This is a genomic window from Corallococcus exercitus (assembly GCF_003611585.1).
In the GTDB taxonomy this organism is placed as follows: Bacteria; Myxococcota; Myxococcia; order Myxococcales; family Myxococcaceae; genus Corallococcus; species Corallococcus exercitus.
Genome location: NZ_RAVW01000195.1, coordinates 1 through 17,384, shown reverse-complemented (window position 1 = coordinate 17,384; position 17,384 = coordinate 1). Strand labels below are relative to the sequence as shown.

The following is a 17,384-nucleotide window of genomic DNA, read 5'->3' as shown; positions in this document are numbered from 1 at the left end:
AGGGGTCACACCCGTTCCCATCCCGAACACGGAAGTTAAGCCCTCCAGAGCCGATGGTACTCCGCGGGAAACCGCGTGGGAGAGTAGGTCGCTGCCGGATTCTTTTTGAAAGCCCCTGTCGCCGCAAGGCGCCAGGGGCTTTGTCTTTGCGGGCTTGTGACACGAGTCATTGCCGTGCGTGTCCTCGCGGATTGATCCGACGGGGTGCGAACGTACGGGGGCCTGGCTTTGAGGCTGGCCTGACCCTGCCTGCTTTTGCTTGAGTGGCGCTCCTTCCCCCTCTCTGGACAGGAGCCTCTCGCATGCATCTGTTTCGAATCTACGCCGCTGGTCTGTTCGCGCTGGGGCTCCTGCTGGTGCCCGCTGAGTCCAAAGCGCAGCAGTCTGGCGTTCGCCTGGGCGTGGGCGCGGACTACTGGGTGGACACGAGCGCGGCCTTCAACTTCACGCTGGGCGTTGAAGGGCATGTCGCGGGTCCACTCTTCGTGGGAGCCCGGTTCGGCGCGGTGCTCGTCACCGACGGCAACATCATTGGCGTTCCGCTGGACATCTCGCTTCGCGCGACGGTGGGTCGCACCGTCTACATCGAGGGTCTCGCGGGCCCGTGGATCTTCTTCAAGGGTGACACCTTCAAGGCCCACGCGGCGTTTGGCTTTGGCCTCCAGGGCAAGGCCGCGAGCATCGGTGTCGAGGTGGGTTACCTCGATCCGAACCCCATCATCGGCCTGCGGCTGGGTTACAAGTTCTAGAGGCCGTGGCTCAGTAGTGCGGGGGACGCTCCTGCTGACGGGCGTCCACCAGCCCCGGCTCGGCGTCCAGCTTGCGCTTGAGCCGCTCCAGCTCCGCCTGAAGCGCGTCGATGACGCGCCCCTGCTGATAGAGCACGTCGCTCAGCTCCTGCAGCAGCTCCTGCTGCTGCGTGTAGCGGATTTCCAGCTCGACCAGGCGCTTGTCTTCCATTGCCGTCTTCTCCGCTCGGGGACCGTGCCCCATGAATACCCTCGAATACCTGCAGCGCGCCCGCGAGCTGCTTGGACGCGGACAGCCCGAGCTGGCGGAGTCCGCGCTGAGTGACGCCATTGATGCGGCCGTGGCGGCGGAGGACCTGGTCCTCCTCACCCATGCCCGGTTCGCGCTGGGGGAGCTGCTCTTCCAGCAGGGCCGGGATGAAGAGGCAATCCCCTTCCTCCAGGCCGTGGTGCGCACCGAACGGGCCGATGGCTCCGTGGACGCGCCGGTCATCGCCTCCGCCCGGATGCTCCGGCAGATCCGGGGGCAGGAGCCTCGCTGAGCCTTCCCTGGGGTTCAGGGCAGCCGGCACTGCTCCCGGATGGCGTCCATCCGCTGGGGGAAGCGCCGCTCCAGGTCCGTGCGCGTCTGGCGGGCTCCCTCGAGCCTTCCCGCCTTCACCTGGAGGGTGCAGAGGGTGGCCAGTGCCCGCGTGTCGGAGATGTCCAGGCGGTCCGCCTGTCGCAGCGCCTCTTCCGCGGCGTCCTCGTTGCCCAGCTGGAACCAGGCGATGCCCAGCTGGAAGTGGCCTTCCGCGAGCTTCGGGTCCTTCTGCACCGCCTGCTGCAACAGCCTCACGGCTTCGCGGCTCCGGCCTTCCTTGGTGAGCACCAACCCCTGCTCCACCAGGAGCCTGGCCGCAGGCAGCTTGCCCTCCAGGGAGGTGAAGACCTTCAGGGCCTCCTCGGGCCTTCCCATCCGGCTGAGCAGTCGGCCGTAGCGCACTCCGACGAGCGGATCTCCGGGGGCGCGGCTGTAGGCCCGGGACAGGGCCGCCGTGGCGCCCTCGACGTCGCCCTTCTCCTCGCTCAGGTCCGCCCGGAGCAGTTCCGCCCGTGGGTCCGCTGGCGCGAGCTTCTGGGCCTTGCCCAGTGACTGCTCCACGCAGCGGGACATCCGCTCCCGGTCGCAGATGCGCGCGAGCAGGAGCTGGGTCTCCAGTGCGTTCGGGTCCCTCCGCTCGGCCTCCAGGGCCAGGTCGTGGGCTTCCGCCGGGGCTCCTTCGCGCAGGAGCTCGGCCGCCGTGCGCAGGTCCGCCGCGGTGGCCTTGTCGTTGTGCTTCAGGGGCACCAGGAACCGCAGGCGGCCTTCCACGTTTTCCGTGGCGCGGGCGATGGCCAGCTCCTGCTCGGGCATGTTGCGGGGCAGGAACAGGGGGATGATGTGGATGGCGAGCGCCGCCCCGCAGACCCAGAGGACGCCCCGGAGGCCCTGGTTCCAGCGCCGGCCGGTCCGCTGCCCCGGTTCGTTCGTTGGCTCGCTCATGTTGGTTTTCTACACGGCGCGCAGGTGGGGGCGCAGCCCCGAGGGGAGCTCCAGCTCACAGCTCCAGCACAGCTCGAAGTTCGCCGGGTTCTCCTCGCCGCAGCGGGGGCACGTCACCGAACGGCTGGCGGCTTCCTGGTTCGCCTGGAGCTCCGCGAGGACCTGGCGCCCGGCCTCCAGTTCCTCGGGCCACAGCCACAGCTCCACCCAGGCCTCGGTGCTGGGAATCTCTCCGCTCAGCGGGACCAGGGACTCACCGCGGATGTCCACCGAGAGCCCGGCCGATTCCAGGGCTCCCGCCAGCATCCGTGCCTCTCCGACCGTGCGGTGCACGGAGAACTGCACGCGCTTCATGCTGCTTGTCTGTCAGAAGCGGGCCGTCAGGGCAACCTGCCCCGGTTGCTCCCCTGCTGTGCCCTGGCCGACGTGGCCCTCACGGACCGTGCGACCTTGCGTCATTCGTCGTGACGGAGCTGATGCGGCAGGACGGCGTGGGCGTGGCGGGGAGCCCGGGCGTGGAGCTCCGCCGTCAGCAGGGCGTCCAGCTCCGCGAGCAGGCGATCATACCCGGCACCGGCGCCCTTCGCTGGCAGCCGCTCCGTGGCGAGCCTCAGCCGGGGCGTCTCCTCGTCCTCGAAGGCCAGGGTCACCGCCAGCCCGTCCGGGCCTCCGGCCTGGGGCACGAGGGTGGCGGGTTCGGGCTCCCGCTGGAGGGTTTCCAGCATGGGCCCCAGCCGACGGACCTCCTCCTGCGTCAGGTCCCGCTCCACCACCGGTTCGCCCTGCTCCAGGACGCGCAGGTGCTTCAGGCCTTCCACTCGCAGCGCTTGCGCTCCGGTGTTCGTCCGGCCACTGCGCTCGTAGGTCACCGTCTTCACGCGCCGTACCTCCCTGGGTTCAGGAGTAGGCATCCGCCTCCTCCTTCGCATCCGGAGGAAAGCGCGCCCAAGGCTCCCGGTCCCGGAACGACAGCCCGAGCGACCGATGCCGGACACTGTGCAGCGCCCCCTGGGCCCCTGCGCTTCCCGGGTGCCTCTCCCTACCGTGCCTTCGTCCGGGCGCCCATGTCCGGACACAGGGAGGCCCGCCGAACGATGAGCAAGCACAAGAACCCGAACCCGAATGATCAGCGCTCCAACACCAAGAACCCCGAGCGCCCGGAGCACAAGTCCGCCCAGGACAACCGCTCTAACCAGATGAACCCGAACCGTCAGCCGACCCCGCCGTCCCACATGCCCTCGCACGGCGGTGGCATGACGGGCGGGGACGACTCCTCGAAGCGCTGAACGAAACCAGGGAGGCCGGCCGCGCGTTCGGGCCGGCCCCTCTGGCGGTGCGGGTCAACGGACGCGCGGCGAGCACTCGCCTTCGCCACGGTAGTGGCCCACGGTGCGCACGAGCGCCGTCACGAAGTCGCGCAGCGTCCGCACGCTGCCCGCGCCTCCGGTGCCGTACTGGTTCGACGGCAGCGACGTCAGGTCCACCAGGCCCAGCTCATCCAGCGTGATTTCACCGTCCGGACCGACGATGCCCGCGCTGTCCGCCGCGGCGATGGCGTCAAAGCGCATCTTCGCGTCGGACGACTGGAGGTCGTCGAAGAAGAGGTGGTCGCCGTGGATGGTGAGCTGCACCGTCTCCGTGCCGCCCTTGGGCACCGTCACTCCGTTGCCGATGTCCTCGTTCTCGCAGTGCTCGTAGAGGGTGTTCGTGGCGAAGCCCCAGTGGAAGCGCTTCGTCGCGGTGCCCCTGGTGGCCGTGCCCTCCACGTAGACGGACCAGCCTTCGGTGTTCATCCGCGTCACGTCCTCCGCGTCCGCGTTGCCGGCGGTGGCACCCGCGACGGGGGCGATGGCGTAGCTCACCTCGTCCCATTCCTCGGAGGCCAGGTCGTTGAACGTCGCGACGTCCACCGGTCCCGGACGGTGCACGTCGTAGACCTTCGCGGCGGTCTGCTCGGCGGCGGTCTCTCCCTCGTGGTTGGCGACCTTCACCTCGCCCAGCTTCACGAGGAACTTGTCGTACTTCACGCTCCAGCCGTCCTCGAAGGCGCTGGCGGGGATCTGCTTCTCGATGAAGTCCTCTCCGTACGTGGTGAACGTCACGTTGCCCTGTCCCGACGAGCAGGCGACGCCGGCGAGGCAGCACACTCCCATCAGCCAATGCTTCTTCATTCCGCGGCTCCTTCCACCCACGTCACGACGTAGGCGCTGGTGTCTTCCACGCCGCGCACCAACCCGTTCTGGGCCTGGCTGTCGGCGGAGAAGGTGGAAACGCCGGCCGCGTCCGGAAGCGACGCGGTGGCGAAGTCGATGCGGTCCATCCATTTCCCCAGGTCCACCGCGATGCGCACGAAGCCGGCCTCCTTCTGGAGCTCCCGCTCGAAGCGCACGCCTTCAATGGCCTTGGGCAGGTCCACCGTCGCGTCGAAGCGCACGGTGGCTCCGGACGTGTGCGTCGCCGTGCCGCGCACGTGCGCCTGGTGGCCGGCGAGTACGTTCTGTGCGTCCGTGGCCGCCGTGGGCGTCACGAGCGTCAACTCCAGCGAGCCGTACGAGCCCGTGACGGCGTTGGCGTCACCCAGGTTGCCGCCCGCGAGCAGGTCCACCGTCTGGACGTTCAGCACCTCTCCCAGCGCGTCGCCGGGGACGTAGTGGCCGGGGTGCGCGTTCGCGGTGCCTCCGATGAGCGAGTACCAGTCGAAGCGCGGGGCGCGGCTCGACAAGAGCACGCGGCCTTCGAAGAAGCGCACCGAGCCCACCGAGAGCTGCGCGGCTTCGGGGGTCACCGTCCAGCCATACGCGTTGGGGGCCGTGGGCGCCGTCGCCGTCATCGTCACCGCGAAGGTGCGGCGCTCCGCTTCCGTCTTGCCTCCGCAGCCCAGGCTCAAGAGGGTCGCGGTCAGTGCCAGCGCTCGGAGCGGGGCGGGGAATGGGTTCATCACAGATGGACCTCCAGGGTGAGCGAGGCCACGCGTGGCGCCCCCGCGGTGAAATGTCTGGCTGGAACGAGGCTGGGCTGCGAGGTGGGGTCGAAGCGCGAGCTGTAGACGAACTCGCCGTCGCGCCAGCGCGTGTTGAGCAGGTTCTTCACGTCGAGCCGCAACGCGAGCGCCCCCCTGCGCAGCGCGGCCTGCGCGTCCGCGAGGAACACGGTGTGGCTGTATTCGTCGTAGGGCAGGGGCCTGGGACCAATGAGCGTGAGGCCCGTGCCGAGGGAGAGGACGGCGTCGATGCCGGGCAGCGGCTTGTCCCAGCCCACGTCCGCTCGCGCGACCAGGGGCGCGAAGTAGGGGAGCTTCGCGTCCGTCTTCGTCACCGTCGCGTTCGCCACCGTGGCGCTCAGCGCTGCGGTGACGCCTTCGAGCGGACGCGCCTGCAGGGCCGCGGAGATGCCCGTGCGCAGTGTCTCTCCCGTGAAGACGGTGGTGCCCACCGTGTGGTCGAAGAAGAAGTCGTCCGCCACCTGCGAGCCGAAGACGCTCGCCTGGAAGGACAGACGTTCTCCGTCCTTCCGGGTGCCCAGCTCCGCGCCGTGCACGTTGACGAAGGGGGCCTGTTCGCCTTCCGCGAGGCTCCGCGCCTGCGGGGAGCGGAAGCCGTCCCCGTAGCTGGCGAAGAGGGCCCAGGTGTCCGTGAGCGCGTATTCAACGCCGGCCTTCGCGCCCCAGTGCACCCCGAAGGCGCTGCGCGAGTAGCCCTGCCCGTCGTAGTAGCGCGGGTCGCGGAAGGCGAGCGCATCGAAGACCTCCACGCCCAGCGCGTCGGCCCGGCCTCCCAGCCGGAAGGCCCAGCGGCCCAGGGGGAGCCTCGCTTCGGCGTAACCCCAGACATCCGTTTGGGTGATGTCCGCGTCCACTTCGTCCGCGAAGAAGGTGCCGTCCGTCTCCCAGTAACGGCGTTGCGTCTGGTGGATGCCGTCGCGCCGTCCTCCCAGGCCCAGCTCCAGCGCGACGGGCCGGTCGAAGAGGGTGACCTGACGGCGGTGCTCCACTCGCAGGCCCAGCGTGGAGCCGCCGTTCGTCTGCTCCAGGCCGTCGCCCCGGTCGTCCACTCGGTAGCCCGTGAAGTTGTTGCGCAGACGCAGGTCCGAGAGGATTCCGAAGGCTTCCAGCCTCGTGCGCGCGGTGCCTTCACGTGGCAGGTCCACTCCGAGGAGGAACTGGTGCCTGGAGACCGTGCCGCCCTGACGCGGGAAGGAGCCGGAGTAGAACGTGCGACGTCCGGCTTCGAGGTCGTCCTCGCGCACCACGCCTGGGGAGTCGAAGCGCGTGACGTAGCTGCCTCCCAGGATGCGCGCGCTCAGGCCGTGGCCCAGGTCCAGGTTCGCCTGCGCGAGCAGCGTGGCCCGGCCGTAGCCTCGCTGGGGACCGAAGCCGTCACTCTCTCCGAGCTCCGCCGCCGCGAAGGTTCCGGGGTCCTCGCCGGGGCGCACCGTCACGACGAGCCGGCGCTGGTTGAACTGGCCCAGGGTGCCCGCGAACTCCACGCCCTTCTCCCGGGCGCCCAGGTCCATTCGCACCGTTCCCGCGACCGCGAAGTCACCTTGGAACGCTCGGTAGGAGCCCTCCGTCACCTCCAGGGATTGGACGAGCTCCGGGATGATGAAGTTCGTGTCCGCGTAGCCGAGCGCGTGGATGTGGCTTACCTCGTTCACCGGCAGGCCTCCGACGTTCAGCTCCACGTCCTGGCCGTGGAGCGCGTCGAAGCCGCGGAGGAAGAGCTGCTGCGCCTTGCCCTCGCCGCTGTGCTGCGAGGCCACGAGGCCCGGGACGACGCGGAGCACGTCCGTCGCGTTCGTGCGGGGGGCCGTGTCCAGGATGTCCCGGCCGAGCGTGACCTCGGAGGCGCTCCGCGCGGGACGCGTGCCTCGCACCACCGTGGAGCGCTGCTTGCTGGCGGACTCCGGCAATGGCGTGGTGGCGGGGACTTCCGTGGGCTGCTGCTCGGCGGGAGATGCGACTGCGTCGCTGGGGACGGGTGCTTTCGCTGGCTGCTGCTCTGCGGGAGATGCGACCGCGTCGCTGGGGACGGGTGCTTCCGCTGGCGGCTGCTCGGTGGGAACTGCGACTGCTTCGCTGGGGACGGGTGCTTTCGCTGGCTGCTGCTCTGCGGGAGATGCGATCGCGTCGCTGGGGACGGGTGCTCCCGCTGGCTGCTGCTCGAGGGGAGATGCGACCGCGTTGCTGGGGGGAGGCTCCTCCGGCGTCCGCCGCTCGGACGATGTCGTGCGTGCCTTCCCGGAGGCCGGTGCTTCCGTGGGCTGCCCGGCCTGCGCCAGGGATGCGGCGGCCTGTGCCAGGGACGCGGTGGGCTGCCCGGCCTGCACCATGGACGCGGTGGGCTGTGCCAGGGATGCGGTGGCCTGCGCCAGGGACGCGGTGGGCTGCCCGGCCTGCGCCAGGGATGCAGTGGGCTTCCGCATCACGGGTTGCTGATGTTCCTTCGTGGCTTCTGTTACCGCGTGGCCGGTGGGCTCCAGGCGCGGCCCTTCCTGTGCGGCAGGCGGGGCTGCGTGAAGACACGTCGAGAGCGTGGCGAACGCGATGAGCAACATGGTCACGGGAGGGGAAGCACGAGGAAACGGCGACACGTCCCCGGCTCGCGTCGCGACGCGCTCCAGGACATGCGGGATGGGACCGCTGGGGACATACGCTCACGCAGGCCCGTGTCTGGCCCAGGCCAGACGGTCCGCATGCTCGCAAGTCATCCTTACGGAAGTCCGAAGTGCCCGGATGTCACTAGGGGCCCTGCGGCATCGCCGCGGACCGCAACCGCTGCCCCGGCGACCACTCCGGGCCCCTCGCCAGCTCCACCCACCAGGACACCTGGCGCGGCTTCGGCGGCAGGAACACCGTCCAGCTCGCCGCCACCGCGAGCAGGTGCTCCACCGAGCCCGTCAGGTGCTGGTGGCCATGGCCCCGCTTCGCTCCGTCCAGCGTGCCCTGCCCGGACTCCGACGGACACGCGGCCCTCGCCGCATCGCATGCACCCTGGGCGCGTTGGACGTGACTGGAGGCCCCGTGCTCGTGGCGCCCCAGGCCTCCACCGTGCCCCACCACCGCGTGCAGCACCGGCGCCACCGCGAGCCCGTACACCAGGACCCACAGTCCCAGGAACGCCAGGTCACGTCGGTCTCGGGAGTCCCACACAGCGATTCGGGTGCGGCGTCAGAGCGTCCAGGATGGGGGAGGTGAGGCGCCCGCCTGCCTATCCGTCCTCCCCAGGACACGCAAGGCCACCACCGCCGCCCGCTGCCAGACAGTGCCCCGCCATCCAGTGCCATGACCCCGTGGACCTCTTGACGCATTGCATCGGAATCCGCTGCGGCGGAAGACTTCCCGTCATAGACTCCTGACGTGCGTTCCGAATCCGCCGTGCTCCGTTCGCTGCCCGCCTCCACGGAGGTTCCCGCCCCGCCCTCGCGGGCCGACCGCCTGCGCTCGCTGGGGAGCGAGTCCTTCGACCTGCTCGTGATTGGCGGCGGGGTGACGGGCGCGGGGGCCGCGCGGGACGCGGCGCTGCGGGGCCTGAAGGTGGCCATGGTGGAACGCGAGGACTTCGCCAGCGGGACGTCCAGCCGCTCGTCGCGCCTCATCCACGGGGGCCTGCGCTACCTGGAGCACGGCCACCTGGGGCTCGTCTTCGAGTCGAGCATCGAGCGGCGCCGCCTGCTCAACCTGGCGCCGCACCTGGTGCGTCCGCTGGCCTTCATCTGGCCCGTCTACGCGGGGGCCCGCGTGCCGCGCTGGAAGCTCAACGCGGGCCTCATGCTGTACGACGCCCTGTCGCTGTTCCGGAACGTGAAGGCCTATCAGCGCCTGTCGCTCAAGCAGGTGGTGGAGGCCGAGCCCGGCATCCGCGCCGAGGGGCTCAAGGGCGGCGCCCGCTACTACGACGCGGCCACCGACGACGCCCGCCTCACGCTGGCCAACGCGCTGGGCGCGAGCGAGGCCGGCGCGGTGGTGCTCAACCACGCGTCCGTGAAGCGGCTGGTGCTGGAGGACGGCAAGGCGAAGGGCGCGGTGGTGGTGGATCACCTCACCGGCCTGGAGCACACCGTGCGCGCTCGCGCCGTCGTCAACGCGACCGGACCGTGGAGCGATGAGATCCGCCAGCTGGATTCGGACAAGGCGCGCACGGGCCCCTCGGTGCGCGGCAGCAAGGGCGTGCACATCGCGGTGCCCCGCTCGCGGCTGAACATCGGGGACGCGCTCACGCTCCTGTCCCCCGTGGACGGCCGCGTGATGTTCATCCTGCCCTCGGACGCGTTCACCCTCATCGGCACGACGGAGACGGCCACCCGCGCCCACCCGGCCGAGGTGCGCGCGAGCGAGGCGGACGTGGCCTACCTGCTCTCCTCCGCCAACGCCTTCTTCCCCGAGGCCCACCTCACCCGCGAGGACATGGTCAGCGCCTGGGCCGGCATCCGCCCGCTGGCCGCGAGCGGCTACCACGGCAACAGCAACCCGGGCAGCGCCAGCCGCGAGCACACCATCGACGTGAGCCCGTCCGGCGTGCTGGCCATCAGCGGCGGCAAGCTCACCACCTTCCGGGTCATGGCCCGCGACGTGGTCAACGCCGTGGAGCGCCACCTGGCCCTCCCGCACAAGAAGCCCGTCACCCACGAGCAGCCCCTGCCAGGCGGCGACATCCTCAAGCTGGACGCGGAGCTCGAGGCGGCGCGGCAGGAAGTGGGGGACGCGGCCACCGGCGAGCACCTGGTGCGCGCGTACGGCAGCCGCTGGCGCGCGGTGTGGGCGCTCACGCGCGAGACGCCGGCGCTGGCCGAGCCGCTGGTGGAGGGCCTGCCGTACCGCCGCGCCGAGGCCGCGTGGGGCGTGACCCATGAGATGGTCCAGACGCTGGCCGACCTGCTCATCCGCCGCCTCAAGGTCGCGTTCGAGACGCGCGACCAGGGCCGCGCCGCCGCCGTCCGCGCCGCGGAGGTGATGGCGCCGCTGCTGGGCTGGGACCCGGCGGAGCGGGAACGCCAGCTGGCGGCCTATGCCGTGGACGCCCAGCGCATCTTCGGCGTGGATCCCTCCGACGCCTGACGTCGCGTGCCGGGCGCCGGGCCCGGTGCGTCATTCCAAACTCGAGGCCAGGTTGGCGGCCAGGCTCAAGGCCGGGGGCGGCGCGACCCGGATGCCGGGCCGGCAACGGGGAGGGCCCCGTGAGCGTTGAGGGCCGCACGTTGGCCTGGCACCGGATGGCCGTCGGGCGCACGACAGCCGCCCGAGCAGTCGTCCTTCGTCCATGCTTAAATCGTCGTGGGAACGGGAAGCGGGTTTGGCCCGTTCTCCCCGGCCCCCTCTTTTTGGGGGCAGCGGGTCACGGCGCGGCACCCCACGTTGGCCGGGCACGAAGGAGATGCACCCATGAAGCGTTGGCTTTGGCTTGGGCTCGGGCTGTCCGGAATGGTGGCGAGCGGCTGCGGTTCCGACCCCAAACCCGAACCCGTCGTCCTGCCCCAGGCGTGTCCTGGCACCGCGGAAGCGTCACTGCCGTCCACGGCGGTCTCCGCGCTGAGCACGAGTCCGAACACGGCGCCGGACGGGGTGATCATCACCTACAAGCCGAAGGTGACCGCCAGCGCGCTGGCCGCCTCGGCGGACATCGTGAAGGCCGTGGAGCGCGTGGGCGGCACGGTGCGCCGCCGCATCCCGAACCTGAACATGGTGTCCGCCCGGCTGTCGCCGGAGGCCATCACGGCGCTGAAGGCGAACCCCGACGTGCTCTCCGTGACGCCCAACCGCCGCGTGCGGGCGATGGCGCTGCCCACGCCGCCGCCGCTGGCGTCGTGGCAGGGCGCGTTCAGCACGCAGGGGTCGGTGGGCGAGTACACCGAGGGGCTGAAGCTGGTCCAGGCCCCGCAGGTGTGGGACGCGAACAACGACGGCATCATCGACCCGGGCGCGGCCACGGGTGAGGGCGTGAAGGTGTGCGTCATCGACAGCGGCTGGGACAGCAAGCACCCGGAGCTGAAGGCGGCGTTCCTCAAGGGCAAGGACTTCGTCGACGACGACGACGACCCGACCGACCAGAGCGTGTCCCCCAAGGGCGAGGTGACGGTGGGCGGTGGCCACGGCACGCACGTGTCCGCGACCATCCTGGCGCAGTTCGGCGCGGGCTCCGGCGGGCGCGTGGCGCCCGGCGAGGATCCGAACGGCGTGGTGGGCGTGGCGCCGGGCGCGTCGCTGCTCGTGGCGCGCGTGCTGGACACGGATGGCGGCGGCAGGACGGATGACGTCATCGCGGCGGTGGACTGGTGCAACTCGGAGGGGGCGCGGGTGGCCTCGCTGTCGCTGGGCGCGCCGGACCCGTCCGAGGACGAGCAGACCGCGTTCGAGAAGGTCTGGAACAACGGCAACGGCATGCTGTCCGTCGCGGCCAGCGGCAACGACGGCAAGCACGGCATCGCCTATCCGGCCGCGTACCTGCCGTCGGTGATGGCGGTGGGCGCGGTGGACCTGCAGGGCAAGATCGCGGACTTCTCCCAGTACGGCCAGGAGCTGTCCGTGGTGGGGCCGGGCGTGGAGGTGCTGAGCGCCACGGTGCTGGGGGCGGCGTCGCTGTCCCAGGTGACCGCGGCGTCGGTGCCCGTCACCTCGCGGCCGCTCACGTACACCGCGCAGGGCACGTACACGGGCCGGCTGGTCAACTGCGGCCTGGGCGCGGACCGCGCGGCGTGCGGTGAGGCGGCCACCTGCGAAGGCTTCGTCGCGTACGTGGACCGCGGCGACCTGTTCTTCGAGGAGAAGGCTCGCAACGTCATCCAGGCCGGCGCGCGCGCGATCATCATCGGCGACAACGTGGAGGACGAGGGCCCCGGCTTCACGCTGGGCTCCGCGAACCCGCACTGGGTGCCCACGGTGTCGGTGTCGATGGCGTCCGGCGCGGCCCTCAAGGGGCTCGTGGGACAGGAGGTGACGGTGTCCACCTCCGGCCTGGACTACCAGCGCGAGTCCGGCACCTCCATGGCCACCCCGCACGTGTCGGGCGTCGCGGCGCTGGTGTTCAGCGCCCGGCCGGACCTGAGCGCCGCGCACGTGCGCGCGGTGCTGGAGAAGACGGCGCTGGACGACAAGACGACGCCGGGCGTGGATGAGCATTACGGACATGGCCTGGTGCAGGCGGCCAAGGCCGTGGCGCTGGCGCGCACGCTGCCCCAGGGCGGCGGTCCGCTCCCGCTGCCGTAGCGGCGGGCCCTCCGAGCCTCGCGCCCCCGCGTCCCTTGAATGGGGCCGGGGGCGTTTCATTTTTCCGGACAGGCGCCATGTCGGGGGTGGGCGTCGCGGGCGGACGGGCGAGCGCCCGGCTTCCGGGACGGTGGTTCCAGCGGTGGGCGCACGCACCTTCCCAAGATGGAGGCGCGCCGCGCATGAGGCGAGACACCTGGCTGGGATTGGGAATCGCGGGCGTGGCCTGCCTGCTGATGTGCGCCGGGGCTCAGTCCGGCGGCACGGGGGATGATGCGGCGTCCGAGGAGAGCACGTCTCCCGCCGCCTCCCAGCCGTCCACGACGCAGGCGCCCACCGCTCCGGCGGCGACCTCCCGGCAGCAGCCAGGGACTGGTGGCTCCGGGACGGGCACTCAGGCCCCCGCCGCTCCGGCAGCGACCACCTCGCAGCAGCAACCAGGGACTGGTGGAGCCAGCGCCGCTCCGGCAGCGAGCACCTCGCAGCAGCAGCCAGGGACTGGTGGATCCGGGACGGGCACCCAGGCCCCCGCTGGGACGGCCCCGGCCGCCGCGCCCCAGCAGGGCACCGGCACCGCGGCGCCGACGGGAGGCTCGGGGAACGCTCAGGCTTCGGAGCCGAACAGCCCCAGCGCGGAGCCGAACCCGGGGGCGGAAGGACGCACGACGCCTCCCAACCCGGGCACGGATCCGAACGCGGGCACGGGTGGCACGGGCAACACGGGCACGGGGGCTCCCGCCGCCGCGAAGCCCCCGGCCTCCTCCGCCTCGCAGGGCGTCGCGGTGGTGGACGCCATCTACCGGGGCACGGTGCGCTCGGTGTCGTCGAAGGAGGTCGTCATCGACAACGAGGGCACGCGCCTGCCGCTGGAGATCAGCACCCAGACGCGCATCGTCCGCGACGGCGAGAACATCGGCGTCACGCAGCTCAAGGAGGGCGAGCGGGTGCGCGCCACCGTGAACATCGTGGGCCGCAGCCACACCCGGGAGATCGCCGTGCTGACCGGCGCCGAGGCCCGCCGCGACGCCGAAACCCGGCGCCGGTGACCGGGCCCTCCCGTCAGCCGCGTGGCTCCGTCCGCGTCTCCCGGACGGAGGTTTCCACCATGACGGTCTACGACCGATACCGCACCCTGTTGCACAAGTTGGCCCTCGTCCGCGCCCGCGCGCCGGGGGGAGATTCGCCGGAAGCGGATGCGCTGCTCGACACGATGGACGAGGTCTGGGACGCCCTGTCCGAAGGCGAGCGCGCCGCCATGGAGCGCGAACGCGCCCGGCTGGCCTTGGCTCCAAGCACACGCGCCGTGCCTGCGTGAGGCGTCACTCCCGCACGGACCCCATGGGCGCACCCGTGGGCCCATGGGGAATGCGCGAGGACGGCCGGGACGGCGGCAGTTCCCGGCGCTGACGCTGGCGCCACACGGCCCGCGTGTAGTCCACCACCGACGCCAGCGACAGCAGCGCGACGAGCGCCACGAGCGGACGGACCAGCGGCGGGTAGAGCAGCACGCACAGCAACACCGCGAGCTGCAGCGTCGTGACCAGCTTGCCCAGCATCCGCGCCTTGAGCTCGATGGCCCGCATGTCCGGCCGCAGCCTCGCGACGGTGAAGCCGATGGCCGTGCCGATGTCGCGCACGAGCAGCAGCGTCAGCTCCACCGGACCGATGAGCCCGTCCAGCAGACACACGATGAAGGCCGTCACCATGAAGGCGCGGTCCGCCACCGGGTCGATGAGCGCCCCCAGGCGCGTGGCCAGTCCCCGGTGCCGGGCAATCCAACCGTCCAGGAAGTCCGTCGCCGCCGCCACCACCACCAGCAAGGCCCTCAGGCGCAGGTCCGACACCGCGATGAACACCGCGGCGAGCGGCAGTCGCGACAAGGACAGCGTATTGAGCAGCACGAGGCTTGCCCGACGGTGCATGGCCTTCAAAAGGTAGTGCTCGGCACCCGGGACGCACCTGTCCGGCATGGCGAGCGTCCAGCGAAGAACTCCCCCACTGCCCCAGCGGATCCACGCCTGGTGGGGACCCGCGGCCCCGCGTGCGGTGTCCCAGGGGAATGCCCGGGACTTCCCCCGGTCCGTCCCCTTGGAGTCCGCCCCGTGAACGCGATGGGACCCTTCCGTCCCCTGATGATCCTGACCACCCTGTTCACCGTCGCGCTGTCCCTGGCGAGCTGTGAAGCGGCCGGTCGGGCGAAGGTCGCGCCTCACGCCCCCACGGCGGAGGAGCGGACGCGCTACCCGTGGCTGACGGCCACCGCGAAGGTGCGCGCGCTGGAGGAGACCTTCGCGCCCCCGGAGGGCTACACGCGCGTGCCCCTGGAGGCGGGCTCCTTTGGCGCGTGGCTGCGCGGCCTGCCCCTGCGGCCCGAGGGCACCCCCGTGCGCGACTTCCAGGGAGGCACGGTGCTGGCGGCCTCGGATGCCCGGCTCGCGGCGGTGGGGGAGCTGGACGTGGGCAGCGCCAATCTCCAGCAGTGCGCGGACTCCATCCTGCGCCTCCACGCCGAATGGCGCTGGGCGTCCGGCCATCCGGAGCGCATCGCCTACCGCTTCACCAGCGGCCACCTGGCGTCCTGGCCCCGGTACGCGGCCGGGGAGCGGGCGCGCGTCTCCGGCGCGAAGGTGACGTGGGTGCCGGGCAGCACGCCGGACAGCTCACGCGCGGCGTTCCGGAACTACCTGGACCTGCTCTTCACCTACGCGGGCACCCTGTCCCTCCAGGCGGAGGGCGCGCGTCCCTCGCGCGAGCAGCTGCGCCCCGGGGACTTCTTCGTCCTGGGGGGCAGCCCCGGCCACACCGTGCTCGTGCTGGACGTGGCCACCAACGCGAAGGGGGAGCGCGTGGCGCTGGTGGGCCAGGGCTTCACCCCCGCGCAGGACTTCCACGTGCTGGCGGGCAAGGACGGGCCCTGGTTCTCCCTGGAGGGGGACAGCGTGGCCACGCCCTTCTGGGTGCCCTTCCCGATGACGTCGCTGCGCCGCCTGCCGTCGCCGTGACGGGACTGAAACATGAAACACGGGAGAGCCATGCCCCAGCGGGCGCTTTCCTGGTGCGTTCCCAGGCAGACGGGGAGGCGGCGAATGTAGGGGGTCCACAGGGTTCTTCTGGAATCGACGGGAGGGAGGAGGCAGGTTGCGACGCGAAGTGTTGTCCTGCCGTCAACGGGGACGCTCCGAAGCCGGGCCTGTCCTCCCCCCGCGTGCCTGCAAGCAGCCTAAAGGGAAGGGGAGCCCGCTCCCCGAGCCTCCACCATCATGCCCTCCGCCGCCGTGTCCCTGCCCATGTCCCACCAACGGGCCAGCATCCTCATCGTCGACGACACGCCCGGGCACCTGCTGGCGCTGGAGGGCATCCTCGCGTCCCTGGGGCAGCGGCTGGTGCGGGCCACCTCCGGACGCGAGGCCCTGCGGCGCTTGCTGGACGAGGACTTCGCCGCCGTCCTGCTGGACATGAACCTGGGGGACATGACCGGCGTGGAGGTGCTGGGCCTCTTGCGTGAGCGCGAACGCAGCCGGCGCACGCCCGTGCTGCTCATGACCGCGGGCGACGGCGACGAGAAGGAGTGGCTGGCCGCGTACTCGCACGGCGCGGTGGACTACCTGCGCAAGCCGCTGCGGCCTGAGATCCTGCTGGCGAAGGTGTCGATGTTCGTGGAGCTGTACCTGGCGCGCGAGGCCGTGCAGCTGCGCGAGGAGTCGCTGCGCGAGCGCGAGCGCCACGCCCTGGAGGCCGTCCACCGCGAGCGGCTGCACGCGTTCTTCATGCAGGCCCCGGTGGGCATCTCCATCACGCGCGGGCCGGACTTCGTCTTCGAGCTGGCGAACCCGTACTACGAGCTGCTGGTGGGCCGGCGGGTGACGCCGGGCCAGGCGCTGCTGGACGTGTTCCCGGAGATGGCCGCGCAGCAGGAGGTCCTGGAGGTGCTGCGCGGCGTGGTGCGCACGAAGCAGCCCTTCGTGCGGCCGGAGTTCGAGGTGAAGCTGGAGCGCGACGGCCAGCCGGACTCCGTCTTCTTCAACGTCATCTACCACCCGATGGTGGAGCTGGACGGCACCGCGTCCGGCGTCATCACCCTGGCCACCGACGTGACGGAGTTCGTGCGCGCGCGCCGCCACACGGAGGCGCTCACGCAGGACCTGCGCCGGCAGCAGGCCGCGCTGGCGGACAGCGAGCAGCGCCTGCGCCTGGCGCTGAACGCCACCGCGCTGGGCACCTTCGACATGGACATCGTGACGGGCGAGCTCAAGTGGGACGCCCGCTGCAAGGCGCTCTTCGGCCTGCCGCTCGAGGCGGAGTCGTCCTACGAGCTGTTCCTCGCGGGCCTGCACCCGGAGGACCGGGACGCCGTGCAGCGCGCGGTGGCGCTCAGCTGGGACCCCACCGGCCGGGGCGACTACGACGTGGCCTACCGCACCGTGGGGCTGAAGGACCGCGTCGAGCGCTGGGTGCGCGCCACGGGCCGCACGTACTTCCAGGACGACAAGCCGGTCCGCTTCGTGGGCACCGTGCAGGACATCACCGCGCGCAAGCGCGCCGACGCGGAGCGGGCCCGGCTGATGGCGGGCGAGCTGCGCCGCACCGAGCAGCTGCGCGGCCTGTCGCGCGCGAGCCTGGCGCTCAACGCGGCCGGCAGCGTGCCGGCCATCCTGGAGCTCGTCACGCTCAAGGCGCGCAAGCTGATTGGCGCGAACCAGTCCTCCGTGCAGGTGGTGGATGGCCGCGACGCGCAGCCGCTCGCCGCGCTGTCCGTCGCGGAGCATGAGCTGCTGGTGCAGGGCGCCGCCTTGGTGGCGGTGGACGAGCGCGGCCTCTTCGCCCGGGTGTACCAGGAGAACCGGCCGCTGCGCCTGACGCGCGAGGAGCTGCGCAAGCACCCGGCCTACACCGAGGCGCCTCCCGCCCCCCC

The 17,384-nt window shown here is 71.5% G+C and carries 18 protein-coding genes and 1 rRNA gene; 10 read left to right on the top strand and 9 right to left on the bottom strand.

Translation table 11 applies throughout. From position 1 onward, the window contains the following. Both rrf and D7W79_RS23175 read left to right on the top strand, forming a co-directional pair. A 5S ribosomal RNA gene (gene rrf / locus D7W79_RS23180) occupies positions 1 to 100 on the top strand; the annotation flags it as partial. 202 nt (positions 101 to 302) lie between these two features. Next, positions 303 to 749 (top strand): hypothetical protein, encoded by a 447-nt coding sequence (locus D7W79_RS23175; protein ID WP_120527569.1) that lies wholly within the window; start codon positions 303 to 305, stop codon positions 747 to 749. A gap of 10 nt (positions 750 to 759) precedes the next feature. On the opposite strand, the gene D7W79_RS23170 is transcribed toward D7W79_RS23175, so the two are convergent. Then, positions 760 to 960, bottom strand: coding sequence for a SlyX family protein (locus tag D7W79_RS23170; RefSeq protein ID WP_120527568.1), 201 nt, complete (start codon positions 958 to 960; stop codon positions 760 to 762). 31 nt (positions 961 to 991) lie between these two features. Here D7W79_RS23170 and D7W79_RS23165 point away from each other — a divergent pair, with 31 nt between their 5' ends. Continuing rightward, positions 992 to 1,291, top strand: coding sequence for a tetratricopeptide repeat protein (locus D7W79_RS23165; RefSeq protein WP_120527567.1), 300 nt, complete (start codon positions 992 to 994; stop codon positions 1,289 to 1,291). A 14-nt stretch (positions 1,292 to 1,305) separates the two neighbouring features. On the opposite strand, the gene D7W79_RS23160 is transcribed toward D7W79_RS23165, so the two are convergent. From D7W79_RS23160 to D7W79_RS23150, 3 genes are all read right to left on the bottom strand, one after another. After that, entirely contained in the window at positions 1,306 to 2,274 is a 969-nt protein-coding gene (locus D7W79_RS23160; RefSeq protein WP_120527566.1) for a tetratricopeptide repeat protein, read from the bottom strand. Between the two features lie 9 nt (positions 2,275 to 2,283). Next, entirely contained in the window at positions 2,284 to 2,628 is a 345-nt protein-coding gene (locus tag D7W79_RS23155) for a DUF7577 domain-containing protein (RefSeq protein ID WP_120527565.1), read from the bottom strand. 101 nt (positions 2,629 to 2,729) lie between these two features. Beyond that, positions 2,730 to 3,152, bottom strand: coding sequence for a hypothetical protein (locus tag D7W79_RS23150; protein ID WP_120527564.1), 423 nt, complete (start codon positions 3,150 to 3,152; stop codon positions 2,730 to 2,732). Between the two features lie 216 nt (positions 3,153 to 3,368). Here D7W79_RS23150 and D7W79_RS23145 point away from each other — a divergent pair, with 216 nt between their 5' ends. Then, a complete protein-coding gene (locus D7W79_RS23145; protein ID WP_120527563.1) occupies positions 3,369 to 3,560 on the top strand; it encodes a hypothetical protein in 192 nt (63 codons plus the stop codon). Between the two features lie 54 nt (positions 3,561 to 3,614). On the opposite strand, the gene D7W79_RS23140 is transcribed toward D7W79_RS23145, so the two are convergent. From D7W79_RS23140 to D7W79_RS23125, 4 genes are all read right to left on the bottom strand, one after another. Beyond that, positions 3,615 to 4,445, bottom strand: coding sequence for a hypothetical protein (locus D7W79_RS23140; RefSeq protein ID WP_120527562.1), 831 nt, complete (start codon positions 4,443 to 4,445; stop codon positions 3,615 to 3,617). Beyond that, positions 4,442 to 5,212 carry a hypothetical protein gene (locus D7W79_RS45150; RefSeq protein WP_244221919.1) on the bottom strand — a complete coding sequence of 257 codons (771 nt, stop codon included), beginning with the start codon at positions 5,210 to 5,212 and terminating at the stop codon, positions 4,442 to 4,444. Before D7W79_RS45150 ends, D7W79_RS23140 begins: the two co-directional genes overlap by 4 nt. After that, positions 5,212 to 7,695, bottom strand: coding sequence for a TonB-dependent receptor domain-containing protein (locus tag D7W79_RS23130; RefSeq protein ID WP_244221918.1), 2,484 nt, complete (start codon positions 7,693 to 7,695; stop codon positions 5,212 to 5,214). Before D7W79_RS23130 ends, D7W79_RS45150 begins: the two co-directional genes overlap by 1 nt. 316 nt (positions 7,696 to 8,011) lie before the next feature. Continuing rightward, complete coding sequence (locus D7W79_RS23125) at positions 8,012 to 8,422, bottom strand: hypothetical protein (protein ID WP_120527560.1); 411 nt, start codon at positions 8,420 to 8,422, stop codon at positions 8,012 to 8,014. A gap of 207 nt (positions 8,423 to 8,629) precedes the next feature. Here D7W79_RS23125 and glpD point away from each other — a divergent pair, with 207 nt between their 5' ends. The 4 genes from glpD to D7W79_RS23100 all read left to right on the top strand — a co-directional run bounded on the left by glpD (position 8,630) and on the right by D7W79_RS23100 (position 13,787). Continuing rightward, the gene (gene glpD, locus D7W79_RS23120) at positions 8,630 to 10,327 is read left to right on the top strand and encodes a glycerol-3-phosphate dehydrogenase (RefSeq protein ID WP_120527559.1); all 1,698 of its coding nucleotides are present in this window, start codon (positions 8,630 to 8,632) and stop codon (positions 10,325 to 10,327) included. Positions 10,328 to 10,651: 324 nt separating this feature from the next. After that, complete coding sequence (locus D7W79_RS23115) at positions 10,652 to 12,472, top strand: S8 family serine peptidase (RefSeq protein WP_120527558.1); 1,821 nt, start codon at positions 10,652 to 10,654, stop codon at positions 12,470 to 12,472. Between the two features lie 182 nt (positions 12,473 to 12,654). Next, on the top strand, positions 12,655 to 13,518 hold the full coding sequence (locus D7W79_RS43275; protein ID WP_147442017.1) for a hypothetical protein: 864 nt from the start codon (positions 12,655 to 12,657) through the stop codon (positions 13,516 to 13,518). A 59-nt stretch (positions 13,519 to 13,577) separates the two neighbouring features. Next, positions 13,578 to 13,787, top strand: coding sequence for a hypothetical protein (locus D7W79_RS23100; protein ID WP_120527555.1), 210 nt, complete (start codon positions 13,578 to 13,580; stop codon positions 13,785 to 13,787). Between the two features lie 4 nt (positions 13,788 to 13,791). Here the strand turns inward: D7W79_RS23100 and D7W79_RS23095 are convergent, their stop codons facing one another. Then, positions 13,792 to 14,394 carry a CDP-alcohol phosphatidyltransferase family protein gene (locus D7W79_RS23095; RefSeq protein WP_120527554.1) on the bottom strand — a complete coding sequence of 201 codons (603 nt, stop codon included), beginning with the start codon at positions 14,392 to 14,394 and terminating at the stop codon, positions 13,792 to 13,794. A gap of 210 nt (positions 14,395 to 14,604) precedes the next feature. On the opposite strand from D7W79_RS23095, the gene D7W79_RS23090 reads away from it, so the two are divergent. Then, positions 14,605 to 15,474, top strand: coding sequence for a DUF4846 domain-containing protein (locus tag D7W79_RS23090; protein WP_244221917.1), 870 nt, complete (start codon positions 14,605 to 14,607; stop codon positions 15,472 to 15,474). A 258-nt stretch (positions 15,475 to 15,732) separates the two neighbouring features. Continuing rightward, a partial coding sequence (locus D7W79_RS23085) for a response regulator (protein WP_120527553.1) occupies positions 15,733 to 17,384 on the top strand: 1,652 nt, incomplete at its 3' end.